This is a genomic window from Pseudomonas sp. S9, assembly GCF_000222125.1.
Classification (GTDB): Bacteria; Pseudomonadota; Gammaproteobacteria; order Pseudomonadales; family Pseudomonadaceae; genus Aquipseudomonas; species Aquipseudomonas segetis.
Genome location: NZ_AFFX01000004.1, coordinates 1 through 23,129 on the forward strand (window position 1 = coordinate 1; position 23,129 = coordinate 23,129).

Genomic DNA, 23,129 nt, shown 5'->3' on the forward strand with positions numbered 1-23,129 from the left:
CTTCACCGCCTGGTTTTGCCATTCAGTCCTCGGTCAGGCCAGTTTATGGCTGATCGCTCCCATGGGGGCCTCAGCAGTCTTGTTGTTTGCCGTGCCTTCAAGTCCTCTGGCGCAGCCTTGGTCGATTCTCGGAGGCTGTATTGTCTCGGCCCTGGTCGGTGTCAGTTGTGCGCGCTGGCTGGGGCATGCCGGCTGGGTTGCAGGTTTGGCGGGAGGCCTGGCAATAGGCATGATGTTCGCCCTGCGTTGCCTGCATCCGCCTGGTGGTGCCGTGGCCTTGTCGGCCGTCTTGGCGGGTGAGCCAGTCGCTCGGCTGGGTTATCACTTTGTGGTTTTCCCGGTGGCGATAAATGCCGCGATGATGTTGTTGATCGCGCTATTGTTCAACAACCTGCTGAAGCGGCGTTATCCACACCGTCCGGCTGACCATCACAACCCGCATAAAACCGCTGATGCGGTGCCACGTGACCGAGTGGGGTTCACGCCCGATGATCTTGATGCGGTGCTCAATGCTCGCGGTGAGTTGTTGGACATTGCCCGCGATGACCTTGAAGAGATCCTTCGACAAACCGAGGAGCGCGCCTACCGCCGCCGGTTTGGCGAGATACGCTGCGGCGATATCATGTCGACGGATGTTCTCAGTGTGAGTCCGCAAACGCCTATCAGCGAGGCCTGGACGCTTTTGCTTGAGCACCGCCTGAATGCGCTGCCGGTGGTCAATCAAAACCGACAATTGCAAGGGATGTTGAACTTGCATGATCTCTTGGCTACAGCCGATGCCCATGGCGAGTGTGAGCACATCATGCAGCGCAATGTACTGACCTGCAAAGGCGAATGGCCGGTGTCCTATTTGCTCGAAAGCCTTGGGTCTTCGCCTGAGCATCGGATGCCGGTTTTGGGAGAGGATAAAGTCTTGCTGGGTATCGTCACCCAGACCGACCTTGTCGCGGCGTTGTATCGAACCGCACTTGAGACCCGTGGCTAAGGTTTTGTCTGGCAGGCTGTAGCGCCGGTTGGCAGCCTTGGGCTCTGTATCCGGCAGTTTATTTTTGTAAGGGATCTGTTTTTTTATGGCGTCAGTGCTGAGTATCATCCTGCCGATTTTTGCACTCATCCTGGCGGGCTTCGCATGCCGGAAGTTAAAGCTGTTAGGGCCCGAGGCAGCCTCTGAAATCAACCGGATGGTCGTCTGGCTGTGCCTGCCAGCCATGTTGTTTGAGGCCACGGCTACTGCTGTGTGGTCGCATATCTGGCAGCCTGGATTCATTTGGGTCTATATCCTCGGCACCCTGCTGGTGTTCATTGGCACCTTGATTTGGCGCTTGCGCAAGTCCGGGGATTTGGCGGATGCCAGCATTCAGGGGCTGAGCGCTTCATACGCCAACACCGGGTATATGGGGATTCCCCTGTGCCTGCTGGTCTTTGGGGATGATGGCTTGGAGCCCGCGCTTATCGCCAGCTTGATCGTTATTTGCGTGCTGTTCGCACTGTCAGTGGTGTGCATCGAGGTGGCGCTGCAGGGTGAAAAGAACATGTTGCGGGCAGTGCGCAAGGTGGCCCTGGCACTGGCTAAGAATCCTCTGGTGATATCCCCGGTCCTGGGTGGTTTCTGGGCCGTTTCAGGGGCGCCGCTGCCCGAATCCGTGCATTCTTTTTTGACCTTGTTGAGCAATGCCACTGCGCCCTGTGCGCTGATATCCCTTGGCTTGTTCCTGGCGCACAAGCAGTCCGGGCAAAGTCAGGGCAGTGTTGCATTGGTCTTGTTGAAACTGTTTTTGCACCCGCTGCTGGTCTGGGTCCTGGCATTCTGGGTATTTCAGCTTCCACCCTTATGGGCAATGTCGGCGGTGTTGTTGGCTGCACTGCCGACCGGGACCGGGCCCTTTATGCTTGCGGAGTTCTATCGACGTGACGCCGCTGTGGTCTCAAGCAGTATCCTGTTGTCGACGATAGGCTCGCTGATCACTCTGTCGCTGTGCTTGTACTGGATTGAAACGATACGCCAGGCGTCTGGGATGTAGCTGCCGAAGGCCTGTAAAGCACCAGGCAATAGCTGCCCAGGCTGATCAGCCAGCAAAACAATGCCGTCCACAGGTTGTGCGAAAAGAAGTGCGCCCCCTGCAACATCCGCCCGACAGAAAATACCGTGCCGAGGGCGAGAGTGAAAAGCAATGCGGCTTTCGCCAGCTTGGGCCGACGGTCGCGCAGCACGAAAAACAATGCAAACCAGGCGAAGCCGGCAGTGGCATGACCACCCGGCCAGCAGCGGCCAGGTTTCTCGGTTGGTGCGCGTTCGCTGAGTAGCGGGGTGTAAATTTCATTGCCGCCGAACTCAGTCAGGCTCCATGGGCAATGCACTCCCGTAAGGGCCTTTAGCGGCGTCACAAAGCTGGTGGACAGCCCCAGTGCCAGCACCATGTAGCCCAGCGGTTTGCGCAAGTGGTGAAATGGCTTGAGTGCCAGGCTGGTGATAAATCCAATTACGGTAAGCAGGCCAGCCAGGATAACTGCCTGCTTGGCCCGGTCATGCAGGATATCCTCGAGAAAAAAGCTGTGTTTGCCAATAAATCCCTGGCCGGGCACGTAAGCGAGTCTCTCGAGTGCAAAATCGAGTTGTGTTGGGTCTGCAATCAGCAACGTGGCCATGATCAACAAGGGCACACCAAAGCCTAGATAAAGATTGAATGGCCTTGAAACGGGCAGGCTAGCAGCGCTCATGGAGTTGATCCTGTATCAATAAGGTGCGCAGTCTTACCGACCTGTTGTGAGCCCGGTGTCATAAGTCTGTGAAAGAAACGTTAAGGTGATTGGGGCTCGGGGCAGCAGTCGAGCCGATACATCGACCGCTGCAAGGGGATTGGTGTTTAATACCAGGACATCGTATTACCACAGCATTGTCCGGGGGCATGATCAAGATGCGTATTCTGGTGGTTGAAGACAATCGGGATATCCTGGCCAATGTCATGGATTACCTGGCACTGAAAGGCTACACGGTTGACTGTGCACAGGACGGGGTCAGTGGTTTGCACCTGGCCGTCACCGAGCATTACGACCTGATCGTGCTGGATATCATGCTGCCAGGCATGGATGGCTACCAGTTATGCAAGCGCCTGCGCGAGGATGCCCGCAGTGAAACGCCGGTCATCATGCTCACGGCCCGCGATGCCCTGGATGATCGTCTGCAGGGCTTGGGTGTAGGGGCTGATGATTACCTGCTAAAACCATTTGCACTTTCTGAACTGGTCGCGCGGATTGAGGCTGTATTGCGTCGCAGCCAGGGTAGCCGTCAACGCAAGATGCAGGTTGGCGACCTGGTTTATGATCTCGATACGCTGTTTATCACGCGTGCCGGCCAGCCATTGAAGCTCAATCCGCTGGGGCTGAAGCTGCTTGCTGTGTTGATGCAAAAAAGCCCGGCCGTGGTTCGTCGAGAAGTCTTGGAAGAAACCCTGTGGGGGGACAACTGCCCGGACAGCGACAGCTTGCGTAGTCATATCCATCAGTTGCGCCAAGTGCTGGACAAGCCATTCGACAGGCCCTTGGTACACACCATTCACGGTGTTGGATGCCGCCTGGCGGATTCTGCCGATGGTGTCTAAGCAGCCGCTGCTGCGGCGCATTGTCATTGCTTTTGTGCTGATGACGTTTTGTGTCAGTGGGCTCTTTTCGTTAAGCATCGTGGCGGTTGTTCACTTCATCGAGGCGAACCTGGTTTCACAAGAGCTGGATGAGGAGCTGCTGGGGGTTTTACAGCATGATCTTGCCAATGGCCTGCCGCCAAGGCTTGATTCGCGAACGCGCTTTTTTGCTTCGGACATACCGCGCTATGCAGTGCCTGAGCAGTATGCAAAAGCCCCCGAAGGCTACTCCGAGTCGGTAGACGACACAAATGCCGTATATATATTCAAGCGAAACATTAATGGCCAGAGCTACCTTCTGGTGCAGGAGCAGCATGAGTTTGAAGAGCGTGAAGTGGCGCTTTATCGTGCTGTACTGGCAGGTTTTTTCTTCAGTGTGATCCTGGCCTGGGTATTGGGCTTATGGCTGGCTCGCAGGATAGTTGCGCCGGTTGTGCGTTTGGCGGGCCAGGTACGCCACCGCGACCAGCTGCATCACCTTGCACCGAATATCGCGCCTGATTACGCCGATGATGAGGTGGGGCATCTGGCCCAGGCTTTTGACAGCACGCTTGGGCAGTTGCGTAAGTCGCTGGAGCGTGAGCAGCTTTTTACCAGTGACGTAAGCCATGAATTGCGCACCCCGTTGATGGTGATCAACTCATCGTGCGAGTTGCTTGAGGTGGCACCTAATCTTGAGCCAAGACAACGGGTAACGCTCCAGCGGATCAAGCGCGCAACTGATGAAATGGGCGAGCTGGTACAAACATTTTTGCTCTTGGCACGTTCTACCAACAATTGGTCCATTGAAGGCGGAACTTCCACATTGGGGGCCTTGGCGCAGGAGCAGGGCGCGCGTTGGGGGGAGATGATCAAGGCAAAGGGCTTGCAGTTTGAGGTGGTTGATCAAGGTGCCGACGATACGAGCTACAACCTGACATTGCTGCGTACCGTCATGTCCAACTTGTTGCGCAATGCCTTGCACTACACGGAAGAGGGAGCTGTGCGCTTGGTGTTAACGGCTGATGGCTTTTGTGTCGAGGACAGTGGCGTGGGTATTCCGCCCGAGCAACATGAGAAAATGTTCCAGCCTTTTGTACGGGGCCAGCAGGCCCGTGGCGAAGGTTTGGGGCTCGGTTTGTCCTTGGTCAAGCGTATTTGCGCCCATGAAGGTTGGACTGTGAACGTAAAAAGCCTGGCGACTGGTGGCAGTGAGTTCCGGGTCATTTTAAAAGCGGTTTAAAATCGCTCAGGTAATATCCTGCATCACTTAAAGGCCCCGTATAACGGGGCTTGAGCCGGTTTCACGGTTTTTTCACATTGTCTTGACGCCACGCTGATGACTGGCTGGTTAGCTTGAGTTCAGGTTATCTACTGAGATCAGGCAATGTCTAAAAACCCTCCAATTGAGCTCGAGTTCTCCGGCAAGTACGATCGCGAGCACGCCAACATGTACCTGAACAAGCACAAGACAGGTTTGTCTCGGCGCCTGTCTCATTGGCGTGAAGTACAAATTGCCCGGGCCGCATTGAAAATGGCGGGTGACCCGAATCTGGTGCTTGATTTGCCATCGGGTGCAGGGCGCTTTTGGCCGATGCTTTGTGAGCAACCCAACCGCATGATCCTGGCTGCCGATAATTCGCAAGACATGCTCGATGCTGGTATGAGCGGGCAGGCACCTGAGGTTACCGCGCGGGTAAAGCCGTTTCAAACCTCGGCTTTTGCTATCGACCTGGGTGAAAATGCTGTGGACTGCATCTTCTCGATGCGGCTGATGCACCACATCGGCAAGGCTGATCATCGCCAGGCCATGCTCAAGGAATTCAGGCGCGTAACCCGCGATACCCTGGTGATTTCTTTGTGGGTGGACGGTAATTACAAGGCCTGGAAACGCAAGCGCAGCGAAGCTCGCCGCCCAGCCGCGCAACGCGACCCCTTGTTGCAAAACCGCTTTGTGATTCCATGCGAGACAATTGAGTCAGAATTCAAGCAGGCCGGTTTTAAAATCGTTGGCCACAAGGATTTCATTCCAGGCTATGCCCTGTGGCGCATATACGTCCTGCGCAAGCTCTGAATATCAACGCGGGTGAGGGCCGTCATTGATTTGGCCGGCTTGCCTGGTTCACGCGGCTCAGTTTTATAGGTTTGGTTTATGAAGGTTGAATCAGCGACAGCTGACACCCCTGATGCGAGCGGTTTGAAGGGACGCACCGGGATACGTCGTATTCTTCAGGCAGCCGGGTACTCCCAGGCTGGCCTGCTTGCAGCATTCAAGGGCGAAGCTGCATTTCGCCAATTGGTCTTGCTTAACCTGCTGTTGATCCCGATTGCATTGATGCTTGATGTGAGCAAGGTCGAGCGTGCGCTGATGATCGCCGTATGTCTGCTGGCGCTAATCGTCGAGTTGCTTAACTCGGCAATCGAAGCCACTGTCGACCGTATTTCCTTGTCACTGCACCCGCTTTCCAAGCAGGCCAAGGATATGGGCAGTGCCGCGCAGTTTGTGGTGTTGAGCATGATTACTATCGTCTGGGCGGTGATTTTGCTCTAGCAGTTGCGGGGCTTGGCGCGACTGCGGCCTAATAGGCTATTTCTTCTGTAGTTCGTCACCGAGAGTCTGAATGCCTGTTCAAGCCCGCTCCCCGTCAAATATGCGTCCGAGCACCGTCCACTTGCCGCAAGGCCAGTGGTCAACGGTGCTGGATTGCTTGTGCGCGCATTTTTCGGGCATCGCCCGGGATGTCTGGATCGATCGTTTTCAGCGTGGACGCGTATTGGGCGCCGACGGTGCGGCGCTGGGTTTGCAGCATCCCTACAAGGCCGGCTTGCGAGTGCATTACTTTCGAGAAGTACCGGTTGAGCTGCCGATTCCCTTCGAAGAAGTCGTGCTGCACATTGATGAGCATTTGATGGTGGTCGATAAACCGCATTTCCTGCCGGTCATGCCTTCTGGTGGTTATGTCGAACAGACCCTGCAGGCACGGTTGACCAAGGCTTTTGCCAACCCCGATATCGTGCCGCTGCACCGTATCGACCGGCATACGGCAGGGCTGGTGCTGTTTTCGACCAACGTGCAAACCCGTGGTTTGTATCAAGCCCTGTTTCGTGAGCGAAAAATGTTCAAGCGCTATGAAGCGCTCGCCAAGGCATTGCCTGATTTGACTTTCCCCTTGCTGCGCAGAACTCGCTTTGCTCCTGGCGAGCCGTTCTTTCGCATGCAGGAAATCGAGGGCGTGCCCAACACCGAGACGCGTATCGAAGTTGCCCAGAAGCTGGGAGAGCATTGGCTGTATGCCTTGTATCCCCTGACCGGTAAAAAGCATCAGTTGCGGGTGCACCTCGCTTCCTTGGGTGCGCCAATCTGCAATGACCCTTTCTATCCCGATGTGATTGATACCCCAGATGTACCTGATGACTACAGCAAGCCGCTGAAACTATTGGCGCAAGGCCTGGGCTTCACTGACCCAGTGAGTGGCGAGGAGCGCTGTTTTCAAAGTCAGCTGAGCTTGCTCTAGGTAATAGGCGCGGCAGCGCCAGGCCTGCTACTTACTCAGCCTGTTTGGGCGCGGCCTGCCAGAGCACTTCGCTGACATTTTGATGCCGTGCGATGAGTCTTGCCGCGACAAACAGCAGGTCGGACATGCGGTTGATATAAGCCAGGCCGACCTTGCGCACGGGCTCCTCAGCGTTCAACTGCTGGCAACGCCGTTCGGCACTGCGGGCCAGGCTCCGACAGATATGGGCTTGGGCGACGAGTTTCGAGCCGCCGGGAAGGATAAAGTTCTCCAGCGGTCCCAGCACCTCATTCCAACGATCAATTGCCTGCTCCAAGCGCTCGATCTCGGCGACCTGAAGGGCTTGGTAGTCGGGCATTGCCAACTCACCACCCAGGTCAAACAAGCGATGCTGGCAGGGTTCGAGAACCGCAATCACATCGCCGAACCCAGGATGCCGGTCTGCCAGCGCCTGTAACTCTGCAATCAACAGGCCGATGTGGCTATTTAGCGTGTCTACTTCGCCCATGGCTTCAACACGGGGGTGGTCTTTAGCCACTCGGCGCCCATCGGCCAGGCCGGTTTCGCCAGTGTCGCCAGTGCGTGTGTAAATTTTCGAGAGTCGAAATCCCATATCTATAAACCTGTAGTCTGAGCTGGCGCTATCAGGGGCAGGCGCAGGATAAAGCAGGTGCCTTTATGCTTGTTGGCTTGCACCTCCATCTGGCCTTTGTGGTTGTTGGTGATAATGAAGTAGGACACCGATAGACCAAGGCCGGTGCCCTGGCCGACTTCCTTGGTGGTGAAGAAGGGTTCGAATATGCGTTTGCGCACGGATTCAGGCATGCCAACGCCATTGTCTTCAACCTCGATGATTGCCCATGGCGGGCTCAGTCGGGTACGTAAGCTGATCTGTCCAGGCGTACGTTGATCATCGCGCTGGTGGATGGCTTGCGCTGCATTCTTCAGCAGATTGAGCAGAACCTGCTCCAGCTCATTCGCGGTTGCCGGAACCGGGCCGAGCATTGGGTCGAACTCGCGCTCGATAATCAGGCTCTTGAAGTCGAAACGCTCGGTCAGGTCGAAGTCATTGCTGGCGATTTCCAGCGCCTGGTCGATGAGCCCGGGCAGGTTGCACGGGATCAACTGGCGGTTGCTCAGGCGGCTGAAGTTGAGCATGTGGCTGACGATCTTGGCGGCCCGGGTGCCTGCTTGCTGGATTCCTCCGAGCAGTTGGGGAATATCCCTGGCTTGCAAGTAGCGGTCGATGGCTTCCAGTGAAATATCTTCTTGAGTGGCTATCTCGCGGTTTCGCTCAAGCTCGGGAGACAAGCGCCGACGAATGTTTTGTACGTTATGCAAGATGGCACCGAGCGGGTTGTTGATTTCATGGGCCATGCCTGCCGCCAAACCGCCGACGGAAAGCATTTTTTCGGATTGCACCATGACTTCCTCAAGATTGAGGCGCTGGGTGATGTCGTCAATTCGGATTACCACGCCGCGTCCGCTAACGCCGGTCAGAGGATAGAAGGTGAGGGCAAAGTGGTGCGGCTGGCCATCCCGACTCCAGGTAATGCGCTCGATCTTTTCTACCTGATGCCTGTCGATCGTGCGCTTGAGTTGGTTGAGATAGAGCTTCAGGTGCGGGAAGGCCAGAAATACGGGCTGATTCAGCGCCTCATCAAGGGTGGTGCCCGATAGTGCGCTCGCTTCCTGGTTCCATTGGGTGACGTAGAGCTCGTCATCCAGGGCAATGAGCGCGGAGGGCATCGAGTCGATGATGCTGTTGAGGTAGTTCTGGAAGCCGGTAAGCTTCTTTTCTATCTTGCTGCGAAACTGGACTTCCAGCTCAAGCTTGCGGTTCGAGTGGCGGGTTTCTTCAGCCAGCTGCTGGGCCTGGCCAAACGCTGTTTGTGATTCGTCGCGGGCGCGTTTTAGCTGTTGTTCACGGGCCTCGATGCGCATCAGCATGGTGTTGAACGCATCCGCCAGGCTGCCAATTTCGTCTTTATTGCCACGTTTGGCGCGCAGTGAGTAGTTTTCTTCGCGGGTTACCTGGCGGGACAGTTCCTCAAGCTTGCGAATCGGCTTGGTGACCAGGCGCCGGATCTGGCGTGCGACCAGGAACCAGAGCATGGCGCTGATGATCAGGATGACCAGGCTGGCGGTCCAGGTGCCGGTATAGAAGGCTCCCGGAAGCTCGCTGGACGCCACCAGCAGCAGGTGCCCTGGCTGGCCGTTGGGCTGGGGCAGTTCAATCAGCTGGTTGCTGCGAAATTCGGTCACGCGCCAGGAATCAAGCTCGTCCAGGCGCTCGGGCATATCGAGTTTTTCTCCGCGCTGTAACTGCGCGAGGCTGCGCCCGTCACTGCCGTAGATCACCGCGCCGCGTAGCGGAGGGTAGTCATCCAGTCGCTTGAGCAAGGCTTGCGCTTGATCGGCGGAACTCAGGGCCTGCTGACTCAGCGCCGGGCTGGCGATAATCCGGCCAAGGGTGTGCATGGCCTGTGGCGCCATGCTTTGCTGGGAAATCCAGTAAGCGGCGCTGATAAAGGCCAGGTTGGCAACCAGCAACACGGCGATGACGAGCACCAACAGCGCTGCGAGCATTTTCCGGCCAACTGGCAGGTCTTCTAGATGTTGGCGCAGGGACATGGCGGCACAGATCGCAATGGCTAAAGTGCTATGAGGGTAGCGTGGTGCTAGTGGCGGGGCAATCCGTGTGCAGCAAGGTAGTTGCCAAGCCTGCTGTTCAGGGCACTTAACTTCGGCAACTGTAGTTGCTTGCGCTCGGCACCCGCACAAGCGTAGCCAATCAGGTAGGCGACCTCGGTGCGGCGCTTCTGCGCAACGTCCTGGTGCATCGACGAATAGTTTGCCGCCGTAGCGGTGATAACGCGCAGCACCTCTTCATGCAATCCGGCTGCTGTCGATGGAGTCGTGTAGGCCTGGAGTAACAGGCTGAGTTCGTTGCACAGGCTGGCCACTTCAGCCTGATGCTCCAGCAGCCCGCCGTTACGGCAGTCATACAACACCGTGAGCGGGTTAATTGCGCAGTTGAGTGCCAGTTTGCGCCACAGGCGACTGGCGATATCCTCTGTCCAGTCATGATTGATCTGGGCGCGCTGTAGATCTTCAAGCCAGCTTGGGCTGCTGGATTGCTGCGGATCGCCAAGCCAGGTATGGCCCTGACCGGCAAACACCGTGGAAAAATCTGCCTGACGAAATGCGCCTTCAGTGCTCGAAGCCAAGATGCAGCGAGCCTTTGGGATGAGCCTTGCTACTTGGTCCTGGCTGCCCAGGCCGTTTTGCAGCAGGATAACCTCGGCATCGGCGGTGAGCAGGGGTGCTAGCTGGCTGATGGCCGCTGATGCATCGTAGGCCTTGCAGGCCAGCAGCAATAATGACACCGGGCCACAGTTGTCGATGCTGGTTGCGGGTACCGGGTAGCAATGAACCTGTCCGTTTTCGGTCAGGGTCAACCCACCGGCTTGCTGGTATTGCGCAAGGCGTTGTGGGCTGCGCAGAATCAACTCTACATCGCAACCGCTGCGATACAGCCGCGCGGCCCACAGGCTGCCCAGCGAGCCGGCGCCGAGCACATGCCAGCGCCTGTTCACACTGCCTCGGGCAAGCGCATCGCTGCAACGCGGCCACTGGCATAGGCTTCGGGCAGAAGACGCTTGGCGCTGTTGATCAGGTCTGCAGGGCTGACCGGCAAATTGCGATTATCCAGGCCGATCAGGCAAACCCCAGCCTTGAGGCTGATAAAGCCTTCGCTGGTTTTGAAGGCCTTGAGGTTGAGACCCTCATGCAGGCGCTTGAAGCTACTCGGCGAGCACTCTTGCAGGTTGGACAGCAGGGTAATCAGGCCAAAGTGATTGTCATCCAGGCGGGTCAGCACATCCAGTGGGCGCACCAGTTGTTGCAGGCGCCTGCCTACACTGTGCAACAGCTCGTTATAGAGAGTTTCCCCGTGCTGGCTGCGCAGCTCGTTGGCTTCTTGCAGGCCAATGAGCAGGTAACCCAAGGCTCCACCGCGTGATTCAACGTTGCGCAGGCCTGTTTCAAGCTTGCGCTCCAGGTAGCGCGAGTTGCCTAGCCCGGTAAGGGAGTCGACCAGGTTGCGCTGCTCAAGGCTGGCGATATTGTCGGTCAGCAGGCGATTCTCGATCAGCAGACGCTGCAGCGTGTTGCAGAGTCGGTCGGCGGCGAACACACGCGGCACCAGTTGCTCATTCATGGCTGATTTGTTGATGAAGTCGTCCACGCCGCTGTCAAAGGCTTCGCTCAGGATGTTGTCGCCTTCCTTGCCCGTGAGCAAGATCACATAGGTGTAGTGGTCCGAGGTTTCATCCAGTTGGCGAATCTGGGAGGTGAGCATCAGGCCATCTGTTTCAGGCATCAGCCAGTCGGCCAGGACCACACTCGCGGGGCGTGCCTCGAGCTGTCTGAGCGCCTCGCTGGCGCTGTTGGCGTAGCGGATATCGATGTATCCGGCCTGGCTCAACGTGCGACCGATGATTGCACTGGAGAACTTGGCATCGTCCACCACCATGATACTGAGGTGTGGGTTGGGCATTTGAAACTCACAAAAGGTGGCGTGAACGGGGACACCGCTGGGCACTCGATGCCGCTGGCGATATATAATGGCTAAGTTTTTTAATCGTCAAGCAATCTGCGGCCCATTCGTGATGTGGGTCGCGCCAAATACAGGAGGAAACCCATGCCTTCGTTCGACGTGGTGTCCGAGCTGGATAAACACGAAGTGACCAATGCCATCGACAATGCCATGAAAGAGCTTGAGCGTCGTTATGACCTTCGTGGTAAAGGCAGCTTCGAGGCCAAGGATTTAACGGTGACCATGACTGCTGATGCAGACTTCCAGCTTGAGCAAATGGCTGAGATTCTCAAGCTCAGCCTGGTCAAGCGCAAGATTGACGTGCAATGCCTTGAGTTCAAGGATGCCTACGCGTCCGGCAAGTCCATGAAGCAGGAAGTCATCCTGCGTGAAGGTATTGATAAGGAGTTGGCGAAAAAAATTGTCGCTCACATCAAGGATGCCAAGCTTAAGGTGCAGGCTGCCATTCAAGGCGAACAAGTGCGCGTAACCGGCAAGAAACGTGATGACTTGCAGGAAGCAATCGCCGTGCTGCGTGCCAAGGAGTTTGGCATGCCGTTGCAATTCAACAATTTTCGCGATTAAGTCCAAGAGGATTGAACCTTGCTGGCGCTTTGCCGTCGCAAAAAGGTGTAGTTGTAATTCAATCGCCATGGCATGCCGTGGCGATTTCGTTTTGCGTATCTGGTTGGGTGCGTAGTCGTTTAAAAGGGAGTGCTCCATGGATATAACTGTCGATCAAATTCTCACGATGTCCGAGGCATGGTTGCCGATTATCGTGAGTTACAGCTTGAAGTTCGGTTTGGCTTTATTGACCCTGTGCATCGGCTGGTGGTTGATCAATTCATTGACTCGCCGCGTTTCGAACATGCTCAGCGCGCGCAAGTTTGACCCTGCGCTCAATGGCTTTATTGGCAGCCTGGCCAATATCATCCTGAAAATACTGCTGGTCATCAGCGTTGCGTCAATGATTGGTGTTGAAACCACTTCATTCATCGCTGTGATTGGTGCCGCTGGCCTGGCGATTGGCCTGGCCCTGCAAGGTAGCCTGGCCAACTTTGCCGGTGGTGTTCTCATCATGATGTTCCGCCCGTTTCGCGTCGGTGACTGGATCGAAGGTCAGGGCGTAGGCGGTACGGTTGATACCATTCAGATCTTCCACACCACACTGAAAACGGCCGACAACAAGGTCATCATCGTACCGAACGGCAGCCTGTCGAACGGCAATATCACCAATTACTCGCGTGAGCCCAAGCGGCGTGCAGATATCGCAGTGGGTATCGATTATTCCAGCGATATCAAGAAAGCCCGTGAAGTGCTGCTCAAAATCGCCCAGGACCCTCGGGTACATACTTCGCCAGAGCCTGTGGTGTATGTGACGGGGTTGGGTGAAAGCTCGGTTAACGTGGTGCTGCGCGTTTGGGTTGCGACGGGAGATTACTGGCCAGTGACGTTCGATTTCACTGAAAGAACCAAGGTGGAGTTGACTGAAGCCGGGATTGGCATTCCGTTCCCACAGCGTGTCATGCATATGGTCCAGGCGCCCACAGCCTAAGGCTGCAAGTGTTACGGATACAGCCCCCGCCAGGCCGCCTGGCGGGGTCGTTAAGCTTTGATCAGTCGGGCAGCTCGCTCAACGTGCGACCAAATTCCTGTTCGTAAGCGTCTTTAAGGATTTTCCAGTCGGCTGCACTCCAGTTGGAGTGGCGGCGCAACTGTTTCATGTCGTGCAATGCGGCTTTTTTTCTGGTCAGGCGTTGGCGGCATTTTTCCAGATCCAATAGCGCTGCATGGGCCTTGGCCGAAGCGCCTTCTCCTTCGACATAAACAAACACGTGCTTGGCGTAGATGCAGCCATGCTGCCAGCGCGCGCGGTTCAGACGGGCGATGTTTACGCCTACGGTCTGCAGCAACTGGCTATGCAGTTCTTCGCCATATTTCTCGCGTCCGCCGCCAGCGTACCAGTCTTCAATGGTCTGATAGCCTTCCAGTGCAGCCGTAACCAACAGGCCGCGCTCACCGCTGGTGGCGCAGTAGACTATCTTTGGTACATTGACCCCAGCCTGGCTTGCGCCAGTAAGCGCGTCACGTTCGCGCAGAACCGTCAGCCGGCCAAATGGGTGCAGCCAACTGCGGTGTATATGCCCGGTCTGGCGCTTGGCATAGAGCAGGTTGCCATTGTCGTCATGAATACGCTGGACACCGCTTTCGCCGCCGCGCCTGACATTGGGTTCTTCAACCCATTCACCTTGTTTTGCCCACCAGGCTTCAAACATATTGTCTTCGGCGCTGGAGGCTGAATGTTGCACTGAATGCATATGTGCTCCGTAGCGAAAACCAGTCACTTTTGCCATGCAGCAAAATCAGCATTGCTGCGGCTTCGTCAAGTAAGGTGCTGGTTTCATTATTATTAGGGCTTGGTAGCCCTGGTAAAAATTTCAAGCAAGCCCCCAACGATACCACCACTTTTAGGTGATATCGCCGTAGTTAACCCTTAATTTGTTACTAAAGTGCGTTTGCTGTTGTCGGCAGCCGCGGCTTTGGGGTGGGCGTCAGGCTTGCTTGGTCGAACCAGGCGCCTGGGGCGTTTGGGCAGGTGCGTGCGAGTCGCCATGGGGTTGTGAGCCATCACGGCGCCATTGGATGAGGATCAGAAATAGCGTTGGCACACCCATTAACGAGGTAATCAGGAAGAAGTGCGGGTAGCCAAATTTTTCGACCATAACCCCGGAGTAGCCACCGATCAGTCGCGGCAAGAGCAGCATGATGGAGCTGAGCAAGGCATATTGGGTCGCCGAGAACTTGAGGTTGGTCAGGCTGGATAAATAGGCAACGAATGCCGCCGTGGCGAGCCCGGCACTGAAGTTATCGGCTGATATGGTAATGATCAGCATGTTAAGGTTCGCGCCCATGCCTGCAAGCATGAGAAACAGCAGGTTGGTGGCTGCCGAGGCGGCTCCGCCGATAAACAGGATAGGTAGAATCCCGAAGCGTACGATCAGCAACCCGCCAAAGCCGGCGCCCAGCAGGGTCATGACCAAGCCGAACAATTTGCTGACACCGGCGATCTGGTCCTTGGTGAAGCCCTGGTCGATATAGAACACGTTAGCCATCACGCCCATCACGGTATCGGACATGCGATAGGTGGCAATCAGGCCAAGCAAGACAAAGGCCTGCCAGCGGTAGCGCATGGCAAAGTCGTTGATTGGGGTCAGTACCGGCGCCAGGCTGCGACGGCCCATGGTCGACAGGCACAGGGTGGTGAGGATGGTGTAGAGCAGGGCCCGTAGAAATGCCCGGTCGGTGAGCAGCAAGTCAAGCATGCTCATCTGGCCCGATATAACGCTGGCGAAGTCGGTGTTATAGAGTTGGGTGAACATTGCCGGTACTGAAACCAGCAGCACAATCAGCACCAGTACCGAGGCAATCTGATGGCTAAAACCATAACGTGCGGCAGCCATCTGTGTGCGGATCGGCACATCAGGTTCGCGCATCCACAGGCTGGTAATAAGCGCAGGCACCATCAGCAGGGCAAACACGAGGTAAGTGCTCGACCAGGCGCTGAACTGGTAAAGCTGTGTGGTTGAGCCGAAGCCTTCTGCAAAATACAGGGCGCCAGCAGTTGCCAGCAGTGATGCCACGCGGTAGCCAGCCATGTAACTGGCGGCCAGGGCAGCCTGGCGGCTGTCGTCGACGATCTCCAGGCGGTAGGCGTCGACTGCAATATCCTGGGTGGCTGAGGCGAACGCGACCAGTACCGCCAGCGCAATCAACCAGGTCAGGCGGGTTTGCGGGTCGCACATGGCCATGCCGGCCATGCCGACCACGATCAACAACTGTGAGAGCACCAGCCACGAGCGGCGACGCCCAAGTCTTCCAAGCAGCGGAAGGCTCCACTGGTCGAGCAAAGGGGACCAGACCCATTTGAAGGCGTACGCCAAGCCTATCAGGCTGGCAAAACCGATGGTTTCACGAGCGACACCCGCTTCACGCAGCCATACCGAGAGCGTGGAAAATACCAGCATATAGGGCATGCCGGCAGCGAAGCCAAGCAGCAGCAGTACCAGGGTCGAGGGGCTAGAGTAGGCGGCGAGTGCTTCGCGCCAGCTTTTTTGAGGCATTGGGCAGGTTTCAGCCTAGAGAAATACATAACAAAGGGCGCACTCTAACCGCTGTGCTCCATTGGACGCCAGCCGTGCCGTCGGATATCCACCTTTTCTCCTCGAATTGTTATGCCTTCTGCACGCAATCTGGCACGTTGCTCCGCTCCACTATGGCTGCCTGCACTCAAGCTCAGTCTGCCCCCGGCTGCCACCACGCGATGCCAGGGCAAGGTGCTGCCGTCGGGCAGTTTGCTCAGGGTGCTGCCAACCCAACGCGCGGCTCGACCCAGGCCGGCGAGCTCGGCCAACTGGCCATAGCTGACCACGCAGCCCTCGGGAATTTGCGCCAAGACGGTATACAGCGCCGTTCGCCGCTCTTGTTGGCTTGCCTTGGATGATGGCAAGGCGGCATCCTTGGCTGATTTAACCTGTCCAATGTCTGGGTGATCAATCATGTGGCTGCGTACCTGTTTGCTCTTAATCTCATTGGGGGTTGCTACGCCGCTTATGGCCGATACGGTCTGGCTGAATAATGGTGACCGCATCAGCGGCAAAATTATTCTGCTCGAGGGCGGGAAATTGTCGTTGAAGACCAAGTATGCAGGCCAAGTATTGATCAACTGGTCTGATATCGAAACACTAAGCGCCGAGCAGCCACTGTTAATCCGACGCCATGGCCTGGACAGCAAGCACAGCGAACGCCTTGCCGCAGCTGGCAAGGGGATGGTGCGCATCACTGATGGCACCACTGAAACCGTGCCGCTGGCCAGTGTCACGCGCTTGGTTCCGCCCCGTGAGTTCCTCGAAGACTTTACCTGGGAAGGTAATCTGGACGCCAAGCTCGACCTGCAGCGCAAGGACGATAATTCCGATGAGTTCAAACTCAAGGGCGATACCCGGATCGAGCAAGGTCGCTGGCGGCAGGTCATGAATGGCGAGTTTCAGCGCGAGACGAAAAATGGCCGGGTAACCGATGACAACTGGGACCTTGAATACGACATCGACCGTTTTCTGACCGAGCATTGGTTTTGGCGTATTGGCGGTGAACAGCAGGTCGACCACATTGAGTTTGTCGAAAAGCAGCAAATCATTGGCACCGGTCCAGGCTACCGGTTCTGGGATGATTCCCTGGGGCGCTTTGATTTGATTGGGCAGGTCAATCGCATCAAGTTCGATTATCCGGGTGGCGACTTGAGCTTTCGCACCTACTCAGTGGTTTGGGATTACAAACGCCTGTTGTGGGGGACCCGGCTGGAGTTCTACACCAACGCAGAAATCCATTTTCCTGAAATCAGTGAAATTGACTATGTATCGGAAGGCGAGGTGGGTCTGCGCTATCGCCTCAATGACTGGGCACGGTTGTCGATTTTGTATGAGCTTGACCGAATTGAAGCGCAGGCGGGTGATAACAGTGACGAGAGTTTTCTCATAGGCGTGGGCGTGGGTTGGTAGGCAATACCCGAGTCATTTGATCGGAAAATCCTGAACTTGGCTGTAAAAGCCCGGTCAGTGCTTGTTCAGGTGTCGTGGATGTAGATAATGCGCGACTTTTCTAAAATCCGAGCAGTCATAGTCCAACTATGTTTTCACAAAGCGTTTTTCGTACCTTATTGAGCCTCAGCTTGTCGTTGGTCGCATCCCCACTTTTGGCCGATACCGTCTGGCTAAAAAACGGCGATCGCCTAACCGGGAAAATCAAATTCTTCGACGGCAACAAACTACTCCTGCAAACCGATTATGGCGGAGCTATTCCGTTGGCCTGGAGCAAGGTCAAGACGCTGGAAAGCGATCGTGAGCTGCTGGTCAAGGAAGACGACACCACTGGCGAACGCGCAAAGTCATTGCGTGCTGGCGAGGAGGGGCAAGTAGTGCTGGTCAATGGTGAGGCACCTCGCACCGTTGAGTTGGCGAGCATCAGCCAGATAATGAAACCCAAGCCGGTTGTCGAAGACTTGACGTGGCGGGGCAATATCGATGCAGCCTTCGATTTCAAGCGCTCAGAGAGCGACCCCGACGATTACGACCTGGACCTGAAAACCCAGGCCCGCCACGGTCGCTGGCGCCACAATGCGACTGCCGGCTATAACCGGGAACTGTCGGATCATGTAGTGACAACCGACAACTGGGATGCCGAGTATGCACTCGACCGCTTCCTTGATGAGCACTGGTTCTGGCAGGGGCGACTTGAGTACAAGCGTGACAAGGTCGAAGACCTGGAGCGTCAGCGCACCGTCGGTACCGGTCCCGGTTACCAGTTCTGGGATGACGAGTTGGGCGCGTTCTCGGTTGCCGGCTTGGTCAACCGTACCGATTACGAGTATGCCAACGGCGACGAGTCTAATTTCTACGCCATCAGCGGCAAGTGGGACTACAACCGTTACTTACTGGGTAAAGCGGTCGAGTTCTTTACTACGGGCGAGGTCGGCAAACCGCTTGATAACGTAGCGGAATACACCTTCGATGCCGAAGTGGGGCTGCGCTACAAGGTGACTGACTGGGCCTCGCTCAATATGAAGGCCGAGAAGGACCTGGTCAGTGGTGGCGACTCCGAGAGCGAACTGGATGAAACCCGTTACAGCCTGGGGTTTGGCGTCGGCTGGTAATTATCCTCGATGCAAGTAAAAAGCCCCGCATGCGGGGCTTTTCCATAACGCAAGTGGGCTTGCTTGCGATCAGAGGCGCAGGCCGCCATCAAGCTCGAGAATTCGACCTGTGTAGTAATCGTTTTCGAGAATGTAGGCCACTGAGTGGGCGATTTCATCCGGCTTGCCCAGGCGGCGTAGCGGAATGCCCGAGGTCATCTTCTCCAGTGCTTCAGGCTTCATGCTGGCAACCATCTCGGTTTCAATAAAGCCAGGCGCAACGCCCGCCACACGAATGCCGTAGCGCGCCAGTTCTTTGGCCCAGACCACGGTGTCAGCAGCCACACCAGCCTTGGCGGCCGAGTAGTTGGCCTGGCCCATGTTGCCTGCGCGTGAAATTGACGAGATGTTGATGATCGCGCCTTGATTCTTGAGCTCGATCATCTTGGCTGCAACTTCACGGGTGCAGAGGAACACGCCCGTGAGGTTGACGTCGATAACGGCTTGCCACTGCGCCAGGCTCATTTTTCTCATCTCGCCGTCTTTGACTTTGACGGTCAGGCCGTCGCGCAGGATTCCGGCGTTGTTAACCAAACCATTGATGGCGCCAAAGTCTTCAGCCACCTGGCTGACCATGTGCGTGACCTGTTCTTCATTGGCGACGTTGCACAGGTACGAGCGAGCCTCTGCGCCTAGTGCCTTGCATGCCGCGACGGCCTCATCGAGGCGTTCTTGGTTGAGGTCGACCAATGCCAGTTTGGCGCCCTTGCTTGCCAGGTATTCACCCATGGCGCGTCCCAGGCCCTGGCAGCCGCCGGTGATGATGATGACTTTGTCTTGCAGTTGCATGGATTACCCTCTTGAAAAGTGTTCTGTAGACCCCTGCTGGCGTCGCTTGTTAACTTTAGGCACAGGCGACTGGAGTGCTCGACCTATGAAATCTACTGAATAACCTGGGCGGCAGCGCGTAAACTGTCCGATTCAGCGGATCTCTAGCACTGGTTGAAACGGGCTGGCTCGCGCCTAAGGGCGAGTGGCTGCTTGGTCAGTGCTGTTTTTGACGAATTATCAGCAGGGAGTCATTTAATGAGCGTGAGCGCGGCTAAGCATGCCCGAGAATTGCTGCTCAAGGAATACCGGGGCGTAATCTCGACGCATTCCAAGAGCATGCCTGGTTTTCCTTTCGGCTCCGTGGTGCCTTATTGCCTGGATGCGCAGGGTTATCCCCTGATCCTGATCAGCCGGATTGCCCAGCACACCCACAATCTGCAGCGTGACCCAAAATGTTCGCTACTGGTTGGCGAGCGCGAGGCTGACGATGTTCAGGCCGCCGGACGACTGACGCTCTTGGCCGAGGCCTGCAAGTTGGAAGATCCACGGTCAATTGAGGTCGCTGCTGCGCGCTATTATCGCTATTTCCCCGATTCTGCGGATTACCATCGTGCCCATGACTTTGACTTTTGGCGCCTTGAGCCGGTGAGGAGCCGCCACATTGGCGGTTTTGGTGCGATCCACTGGATTGACCAAGTGACCCTAGACAACGCCTTTGCCGGGGAAGCAGAGCAGGGCATGCTCGAGCATATGAATGCCGATCACAGCAAAGCCATTGCGCACTATGTCGAACTCGCGGGTTTGCCGACCAGCACCCCGGCCCAGTTGGTGGGGATTGATAGCGAGGGTTTTCACCTGCGTATCGGCAAAAGTATCTATTGGTTGGCCTTTCCAACAATTTGTAACACTGCTGGAGCGGTGCGCCAGGCCTTGGTGGCACTGGCTCATGCCGATGAATGGCCGGGAAATAATCCTGCTTAAGCTTGAATTAAGTGCGCCAACCCATACTTCATCCCTACAGGAAGCTGTTCTTCCGTTAAGGAAACTCCGATGCGTGCTTTTTTGTTTCTATTTCTTTTATTCCCGCTCATAGAGCTGGCCGTATTGATCAAGGTGGGTGGCGCCATTGGTGCGATACCGACCATTTTGCTGGTAGTCGGCTCTGCCGTGCTGGGTAGCATTCTTCTTCGTGTAGCCGGGATTGCCACGGCATTTCGCGCCCGCGAACGACTGGCCCGTGGTGAGCTGCCGGAGCAGGAAGTCCTTGAAGGCTTGATGATTGCCGTCGGTGGTGGCTTGCTGCTGCTGCCAGGTTTTATCAGCGATATTTTTGGCCTGCTTTGCTTGGTTCCGTTCACGCGCCGTATCTTCGTTGGAAAAATCCGCGCTCGGGCAGCTGAACAAGCCGCGCGCCAGCGTGCATTTGCTGATGACCTGGCTGCGGCACAACGTCCAGGTGGCTCGCGTCCCAACGTGCTTGAAGGCGAATATGAGCGTCGCGACTAATCCAGTGCCAGCGTCGTCTGTATGAAAACCGGCCCGCGCTCAGCGCGGGCTTTTACTTGCTGGAATCAGTTGTCGATCCAGGCTATTCAAGGCAACAGCAGGCGCCCGCCGAGGCCTGTAAGTGCCGGGTTTATTGTAAAAAAAATTACTTGGCGCCCTTGAAATCCTCTTTTACGCCCACATGTACCAGACACCGCAAGGTTTTCTGTCATTACAGACAGAACAGACTTCAGCGTTGCGCATCGCGCAGCGCTACCGGCAACGCCGGACTTTGCTAACCGTCGGTGACGACACCGGCTGATAAAACAATCTATTGGGAGAGATCGACAATGAAGCTTCGTCCTCTGCATGACCGCGTAGTGATTCGCCGCAGCGAAGAAGAAACCAAAACCGCTGGCGGTATCGTGCTGCCAGGTTCCGCTGCAGAAAAGCCTAATCAAGGCGAGATCGTTGCCGTAGGCACTGGTCGCGTACTGGACAACGGCGAAGTTCGTGCACTGGCCGTCAAGGTTGGTGACAAGGTTGTGTTCGGCCCTTACTCCGGTAGCAACACCGTCAAAGTTGATGGCGAAGACCTGTTGGTAATGGGTGAAAGCGAAATCCTGGCTGTTGTTGAAGCCTGATTTCCACGAATCTCCGTTTAACCGTCAAGAATTGAGGAAGCATTTCCATGGCTGCTAAAGAAGTTAAGTTCGGCGACTCCGCTCGTAAAAAAATGCTCGCCGGTGTAAACGTCCTGGCTGACGCTGTTAAAGCAACACTGGGCCCTAAAGGCCGTAACGTGGTTCTGGAAAAGAGCTTTGGCGCTCCAACCATCACCAAGGACGGTGTGTCCGTTGCCAAAGAAATCGAGCTTAAAGATCGCTTCGAAAACATGGGCGCTCAGCTGGTTAAAGACGTAGCCTCCAAAGCGAACGACGCTGCAGGCGACGGTACAACCACTGCAACTGTACTGGCTCAAGCCATCGTCAACGAAGGCCTCAAGGCTGTCGCTGCTGGCATGAACCCAATGGACCTCAAGCGCGGCATCGACAAGGCGACCATCGCCATTGTCAAAGAGCTGAAGAGCCTGTCCAAGCCTTGCGCTGACACCAAAGCCATTGCCCAGGTTGGTACTATTTCGGCCAACTCCGACAACTCCATCGGCGACATCATTGCCGAAGCCATGGAAAAAGTCGGTAAAGAAGGCGTGATCACCGTTGAAGAAGGCTCGGGCCTGGAAAACGAACTGTCTGTTGTAGAAGGCATGCATTTCGACCGTGGCTACCTGTCGCCATACTTCATCAACAAGCCAGACACCATGGTAGCTGAGCTTGAAACCCCACTGATCCTGCTGGTCGACAAGAAGATCTCCAACATCCGCGAAATGCTGCCGGTGCTGGAAGCTGTTGCCAAGGCCGGTCGTCCGCTGCTGATCGTTGCCGAAGACGTTGAAGGCGAAGCCCTGGCGACTCTGGTTGTGAACAACATGCGCGGTATCGTGAAGGTTGCAGCTGTCAAGGCACCAGGCTTCGGTGACCGTCGTAAAGCCATGCTGCAGGACATCGCGATCCTGACTGGCGGTACTGTGATCTCCGAAGAAGTGGGTCTGAGCCTTGAAGGCACTACCCTTGAGCACCTGGGTAACGCCAAGCGCGTAATCCTGAGCAAAGAAAACACCACCATCATCGACGGTGCTGGCCAGCAGGTTGATATCGAAGCCCGCGTTGCTCAGATCCGCAAGCAGGTTGAAGACACTTCTTCGGACTACGACAAAGAGAAGCTGCAAGAGCGTCTGGCCAAACTGGCTGGCGGTGTTGCGGTAATCAAGGTCGGCGCTGGTACCGAAGTTGAAATGAAAGAGAAGAAGGCCCGCGTTGAAGACGCCCTGCACGCTACCCGTGCTGCGGTTGAAGAAGGCGTGGTTCCTGGCGGTGGCGTGGCACTGGTTCGCGCTCTGCAGGCTATCGTTGACCTCAAAGGCGACAACGATGACCAGAACGTTGGTATCGCTCTGCTGCGTCGCGCGGTTGAAGCGCCACTGCGTCAGATCGTTGCCAACGCCGGTGACGAGCCAAGCGTTGTAGTCGACAAGGTCAAGCAAGGCGAAGGTAACTACGGTTACAACGCTGCGACTGGCGTGTACGGCGACATGATCGAAATGGGTATCCTCGATCCAGCCAAGGTGACTCGCTCGGCGCTGCAAGCGGCTTCCTCTATCGGCAGCCTGATGATCACTACCGAAGCGATGATCGCTGAAGTAGCTGACGACAAAGCCCCTGCAATGCCTGATATGGGCGGCATGGGTGGTATGGGTGGCATGGGCGGCATGATGTAATCCAGCTCCCTACCGAAAACCCCGCGCTTGTCGCGGGGTTTTTTTTGCCTGAAATTCC

24 protein-coding genes are annotated in these 23,129 nt (G+C 56.2%); 15 read left to right on the forward strand and 9 right to left on the reverse strand.

The features are described from left to right. A partial coding sequence (locus PSES9_RS0108960) for an HPP family protein (RefSeq protein WP_010486190.1) occupies positions 1-985 on the forward strand: 985 nt, incomplete at its 5' end. An 85-nt stretch (positions 986-1,070) separates the two neighbouring features. Then, a complete protein-coding gene (locus PSES9_RS0108965; RefSeq protein WP_010486192.1) occupies positions 1,071-2,021 on the forward strand; it encodes an AEC family transporter in 951 nt (316 codons plus the stop codon). Here the strand turns inward: PSES9_RS0108965 and PSES9_RS0108970 are convergent. Further along, positions 1,963-2,718 (reverse strand): phosphatase PAP2 family protein, encoded by a 756-nt coding sequence (locus PSES9_RS0108970; protein ID WP_010486195.1) that lies wholly within the window; start codon positions 2,716-2,718, stop codon positions 1,963-1,965. The two genes, PSES9_RS0108965 and PSES9_RS0108970, sit on opposite strands and share 59 nt — an antisense overlap. Positions 2,719-2,915: 197 nt before the next feature. Between PSES9_RS0108970 and PSES9_RS0108975 the strand changes: the two genes are divergently transcribed. The 5 genes from PSES9_RS0108975 (at position 2,916) to PSES9_RS0108995 (ending at position 7,132) form a co-directional block, all read left to right on the forward strand. Next, positions 2,916-3,599 carry a response regulator transcription factor gene (locus tag PSES9_RS0108975; protein ID WP_010486196.1) on the forward strand — a complete coding sequence of 228 codons (684 nt, stop codon included), beginning with the start codon at positions 2,916-2,918 and terminating at the stop codon, positions 3,597-3,599. Then, positions 3,589-4,860 carry a sensor histidine kinase gene (locus PSES9_RS0108980; RefSeq protein WP_010486199.1) on the forward strand — a complete coding sequence of 424 codons (1,272 nt, stop codon included), beginning with the start codon at positions 3,589-3,591 and terminating at the stop codon, positions 4,858-4,860. The genes PSES9_RS0108975 and PSES9_RS0108980 overlap by 11 nt, the downstream gene beginning before the upstream one ends. A gap of 144 nt (positions 4,861-5,004) precedes the next feature. After that, positions 5,005-5,691 (forward strand): class I SAM-dependent methyltransferase, encoded by a 687-nt coding sequence (locus PSES9_RS0108985; protein WP_010486200.1) that lies wholly within the window; start codon positions 5,005-5,007, stop codon positions 5,689-5,691. 78 nt (positions 5,692-5,769) lie between these two features. Then, positions 5,770-6,168: a diacylglycerol kinase gene (locus PSES9_RS0108990; protein ID WP_010486202.1), complete on the forward strand. Its 399-nt coding sequence runs from the start codon at positions 5,770-5,772 to the stop codon at positions 6,166-6,168. Positions 6,169-6,238: 70 nt separating this feature from the next. Beyond that, positions 6,239-7,132: a pseudouridine synthase gene (locus PSES9_RS0108995; protein WP_010486203.1), complete on the forward strand. Its 894-nt coding sequence runs from the start codon at positions 6,239-6,241 to the stop codon at positions 7,130-7,132. Between the two features lie 31 nt (positions 7,133-7,163). Here PSES9_RS0108995 and PSES9_RS0109000 read toward each other — a convergent pair whose 3' ends face one another. Genes PSES9_RS0109000 through PSES9_RS0109015 form a run of 4 tightly spaced genes read right to left on the reverse strand, consistent with a single transcriptional unit; the run spans position 7,164 to position 11,693 of the window. Further along, positions 7,164-7,745 carry a cob(I)yrinic acid a,c-diamide adenosyltransferase gene (locus PSES9_RS0109000; RefSeq protein ID WP_010486205.1) on the reverse strand — a complete coding sequence of 194 codons (582 nt, stop codon included), beginning with the start codon at positions 7,743-7,745 and terminating at the stop codon, positions 7,164-7,166. Between the two features lie 2 nt (positions 7,746-7,747). Further along, a complete protein-coding gene (locus PSES9_RS0109005) occupies positions 7,748-9,766 on the reverse strand; it encodes a sensor histidine kinase (protein ID WP_029529455.1) in 2,019 nt (672 codons plus the stop codon). A gap of 47 nt (positions 9,767-9,813) precedes the next feature. Continuing rightward, positions 9,814-10,731 (reverse strand): putative 2-dehydropantoate 2-reductase, encoded by a 918-nt coding sequence (locus tag PSES9_RS0109010; RefSeq protein ID WP_029529456.1) that lies wholly within the window; start codon positions 10,729-10,731, stop codon positions 9,814-9,816. Next, complete coding sequence (locus tag PSES9_RS0109015) at positions 10,728-11,693, reverse strand: response regulator (RefSeq protein WP_010486210.1); 966 nt, start codon at positions 11,691-11,693, stop codon at positions 10,728-10,730. Before PSES9_RS0109015 ends, PSES9_RS0109010 begins: the two co-directional genes overlap by 4 nt. 144 nt (positions 11,694-11,837) lie before the next feature. Between PSES9_RS0109015 and PSES9_RS0109020 the strand changes: the two genes are divergently transcribed. Together PSES9_RS0109020 and PSES9_RS0109025 are read left to right on the forward strand one after the other, a co-directional pair. Then, complete coding sequence (locus PSES9_RS0109020; RefSeq protein WP_010486212.1) at positions 11,838-12,317, forward strand: YajQ family cyclic di-GMP-binding protein; 480 nt, start codon at positions 11,838-11,840, stop codon at positions 12,315-12,317. Between the two features lie 136 nt (positions 12,318-12,453). Beyond that, on the forward strand, positions 12,454-13,287 hold the full coding sequence (locus PSES9_RS0109025) for a mechanosensitive ion channel family protein (RefSeq protein ID WP_010486213.1): 834 nt from the start codon (positions 12,454-12,456) through the stop codon (positions 13,285-13,287). A 61-nt stretch (positions 13,288-13,348) separates the two neighbouring features. Here the strand turns inward: PSES9_RS0109025 and PSES9_RS0109030 are convergent, their stop codons facing one another. The 3 genes from PSES9_RS0109030 to PSES9_RS0109040 form a co-directional block, all read right to left on the reverse strand. Next, positions 13,349-14,050 carry a lipopolysaccharide kinase InaA family protein gene (locus PSES9_RS0109030; protein ID WP_010486214.1) on the reverse strand — a complete coding sequence of 234 codons (702 nt, stop codon included), beginning with the start codon at positions 14,048-14,050 and terminating at the stop codon, positions 13,349-13,351. Positions 14,051-14,284: 234 nt separating this feature from the next. Next, complete coding sequence (locus PSES9_RS0109035) at positions 14,285-15,853, reverse strand: AmpG family muropeptide MFS transporter (RefSeq protein WP_010486216.1); 1,569 nt, start codon at positions 15,851-15,853, stop codon at positions 14,285-14,287. Positions 15,854-15,897: 44 nt separating this feature from the next. Then, positions 15,898-16,290, reverse strand: a complete 393-nt coding sequence (locus tag PSES9_RS0109040) for an MGMT family protein (protein WP_010486217.1) — start codon at positions 16,288-16,290, stop codon at positions 15,898-15,900. Between PSES9_RS0109040 and PSES9_RS0109045 the strand changes: the two genes are divergently transcribed. After that, positions 16,289-17,287 carry a DUF481 domain-containing protein gene (locus PSES9_RS0109045; protein ID WP_010486219.1) on the forward strand — a complete coding sequence of 333 codons (999 nt, stop codon included), beginning with the start codon at positions 16,289-16,291 and terminating at the stop codon, positions 17,285-17,287. The genes PSES9_RS0109040 and PSES9_RS0109045 overlap by 2 nt on opposite strands. 128 nt (positions 17,288-17,415) lie before the next feature. Continuing rightward, positions 17,416-18,438 (forward strand): DUF481 domain-containing protein, encoded by a 1,023-nt coding sequence (locus PSES9_RS0109050; protein WP_010486220.1) that lies wholly within the window; start codon positions 17,416-17,418, stop codon positions 18,436-18,438. A 69-nt stretch (positions 18,439-18,507) separates the two neighbouring features. Here the strand turns inward: PSES9_RS0109050 and PSES9_RS0109055 are convergent, their stop codons facing one another. Next, positions 18,508-19,266: an SDR family oxidoreductase gene (locus PSES9_RS0109055; protein WP_010486222.1), complete on the reverse strand. Its 759-nt coding sequence runs from the start codon at positions 19,264-19,266 to the stop codon at positions 18,508-18,510. Between the two features lie 237 nt (positions 19,267-19,503). On the opposite strand from PSES9_RS0109055, the gene PSES9_RS0109060 reads away from it, so the two are divergent. The 4 genes from PSES9_RS0109060 (at position 19,504) to groL (ending at position 23,071) form a co-directional block, all read left to right on the forward strand. Then, positions 19,504-20,229 carry a HugZ family pyridoxamine 5'-phosphate oxidase gene (locus tag PSES9_RS0109060; RefSeq protein ID WP_010486225.1) on the forward strand — a complete coding sequence of 242 codons (726 nt, stop codon included), beginning with the start codon at positions 19,504-19,506 and terminating at the stop codon, positions 20,227-20,229. A gap of 69 nt (positions 20,230-20,298) precedes the next feature. Continuing rightward, positions 20,299-20,754, forward strand: coding sequence for an FxsA family protein (locus PSES9_RS0109065; protein ID WP_010486226.1), 456 nt, complete (start codon positions 20,299-20,301; stop codon positions 20,752-20,754). A 329-nt stretch (positions 20,755-21,083) separates the two neighbouring features. Beyond that, complete coding sequence (locus PSES9_RS0109070) at positions 21,084-21,377, forward strand: co-chaperone GroES (RefSeq protein WP_010486228.1); 294 nt, start codon at positions 21,084-21,086, stop codon at positions 21,375-21,377. A 47-nt stretch (positions 21,378-21,424) separates the two neighbouring features. Next, complete coding sequence (gene groL / locus PSES9_RS0109075; RefSeq protein ID WP_010486229.1) at positions 21,425-23,071, forward strand: chaperonin GroEL; 1,647 nt, start codon at positions 21,425-21,427, stop codon at positions 23,069-23,071. Positions 23,072-23,129 lie beyond the last annotated feature (58 nt).

Coding starts and splice junctions, on each gene's coding strand:
- PSES9_RS0109000 (WP_010486205.1), bottom strand. CDS start 7,745: ATGGGATTTCGACTCTCGAAAATTTACACACGCACTGGCGACACTGGC.
- PSES9_RS0109055 (WP_010486222.1), bottom strand. CDS start 19,266: ATGCAACTGCAAGACAAAGTCATCATCATCACCGGCGGCTGCCAGGGC.
- PSES9_RS0109030 (WP_010486214.1), bottom strand. CDS start 14,050: ATGCATTCAGTGCAACATTCAGCCTCCAGCGCCGAAGACAATATGTTT.
- PSES9_RS0109050 (WP_010486220.1), top strand. CDS start 17,416: ATGTTTTCACAAAGCGTTTTTCGTACCTTATTGAGCCTCAGCTTGTCG.
- PSES9_RS0109070 (WP_010486228.1), top strand. CDS start 21,084: ATGAAGCTTCGTCCTCTGCATGACCGCGTAGTGATTCGCCGCAGCGAA.
- PSES9_RS0108995 (WP_010486203.1), top strand. CDS start 6,239: ATGCCTGTTCAAGCCCGCTCCCCGTCAAATATGCGTCCGAGCACCGTC.
- PSES9_RS0109025 (WP_010486213.1), top strand. CDS start 12,454: ATGGATATAACTGTCGATCAAATTCTCACGATGTCCGAGGCATGGTTG.
- PSES9_RS0109060 (WP_010486225.1), top strand. CDS start 19,504: ATGAGCGTGAGCGCGGCTAAGCATGCCCGAGAATTGCTGCTCAAGGAA.
- PSES9_RS0108985 (WP_010486200.1), top strand. CDS start 5,005: ATGTCTAAAAACCCTCCAATTGAGCTCGAGTTCTCCGGCAAGTACGAT.
- PSES9_RS0108980 (WP_010486199.1), top strand. CDS start 3,589: ATGGTGTCTAAGCAGCCGCTGCTGCGGCGCATTGTCATTGCTTTTGTG.
- PSES9_RS0109015 (WP_010486210.1), bottom strand. CDS start 11,693: ATGCCCAACCCACACCTCAGTATCATGGTGGTGGACGATGCCAAGTTC.
- PSES9_RS0109040 (WP_010486217.1), bottom strand. CDS start 16,290: ATGATTGATCACCCAGACATTGGACAGGTTAAATCAGCCAAGGATGCC.
- PSES9_RS0109065 (WP_010486226.1), top strand. CDS start 20,299: ATGCGTGCTTTTTTGTTTCTATTTCTTTTATTCCCGCTCATAGAGCTG.
- PSES9_RS0109020 (WP_010486212.1), top strand. CDS start 11,838: ATGCCTTCGTTCGACGTGGTGTCCGAGCTGGATAAACACGAAGTGACC.
- PSES9_RS0109005 (WP_029529455.1), bottom strand. CDS start 9,766: ATGTCCCTGCGCCAACATCTAGAAGACCTGCCAGTTGGCCGGAAAATG.
- PSES9_RS0109045 (WP_010486219.1), top strand. CDS start 16,289: ATGTGGCTGCGTACCTGTTTGCTCTTAATCTCATTGGGGGTTGCTACG.
- PSES9_RS0109035 (WP_010486216.1), bottom strand. CDS start 15,853: ATGCCTCAAAAAAGCTGGCGCGAAGCACTCGCCGCCTACTCTAGCCCC.
- PSES9_RS0108975 (WP_010486196.1), top strand. CDS start 2,916: ATGCGTATTCTGGTGGTTGAAGACAATCGGGATATCCTGGCCAATGTC.
- PSES9_RS0108990 (WP_010486202.1), top strand. CDS start 5,770: ATGAAGGTTGAATCAGCGACAGCTGACACCCCTGATGCGAGCGGTTTG.
- PSES9_RS0108970 (WP_010486195.1), bottom strand. CDS start 2,718: ATGAGCGCTGCTAGCCTGCCCGTTTCAAGGCCATTCAATCTTTATCTA.
- groL (WP_010486229.1), top strand. CDS start 21,425: ATGGCTGCTAAAGAAGTTAAGTTCGGCGACTCCGCTCGTAAAAAAATG.
- PSES9_RS0108965 (WP_010486192.1), top strand. CDS start 1,071: ATGGCGTCAGTGCTGAGTATCATCCTGCCGATTTTTGCACTCATCCTG.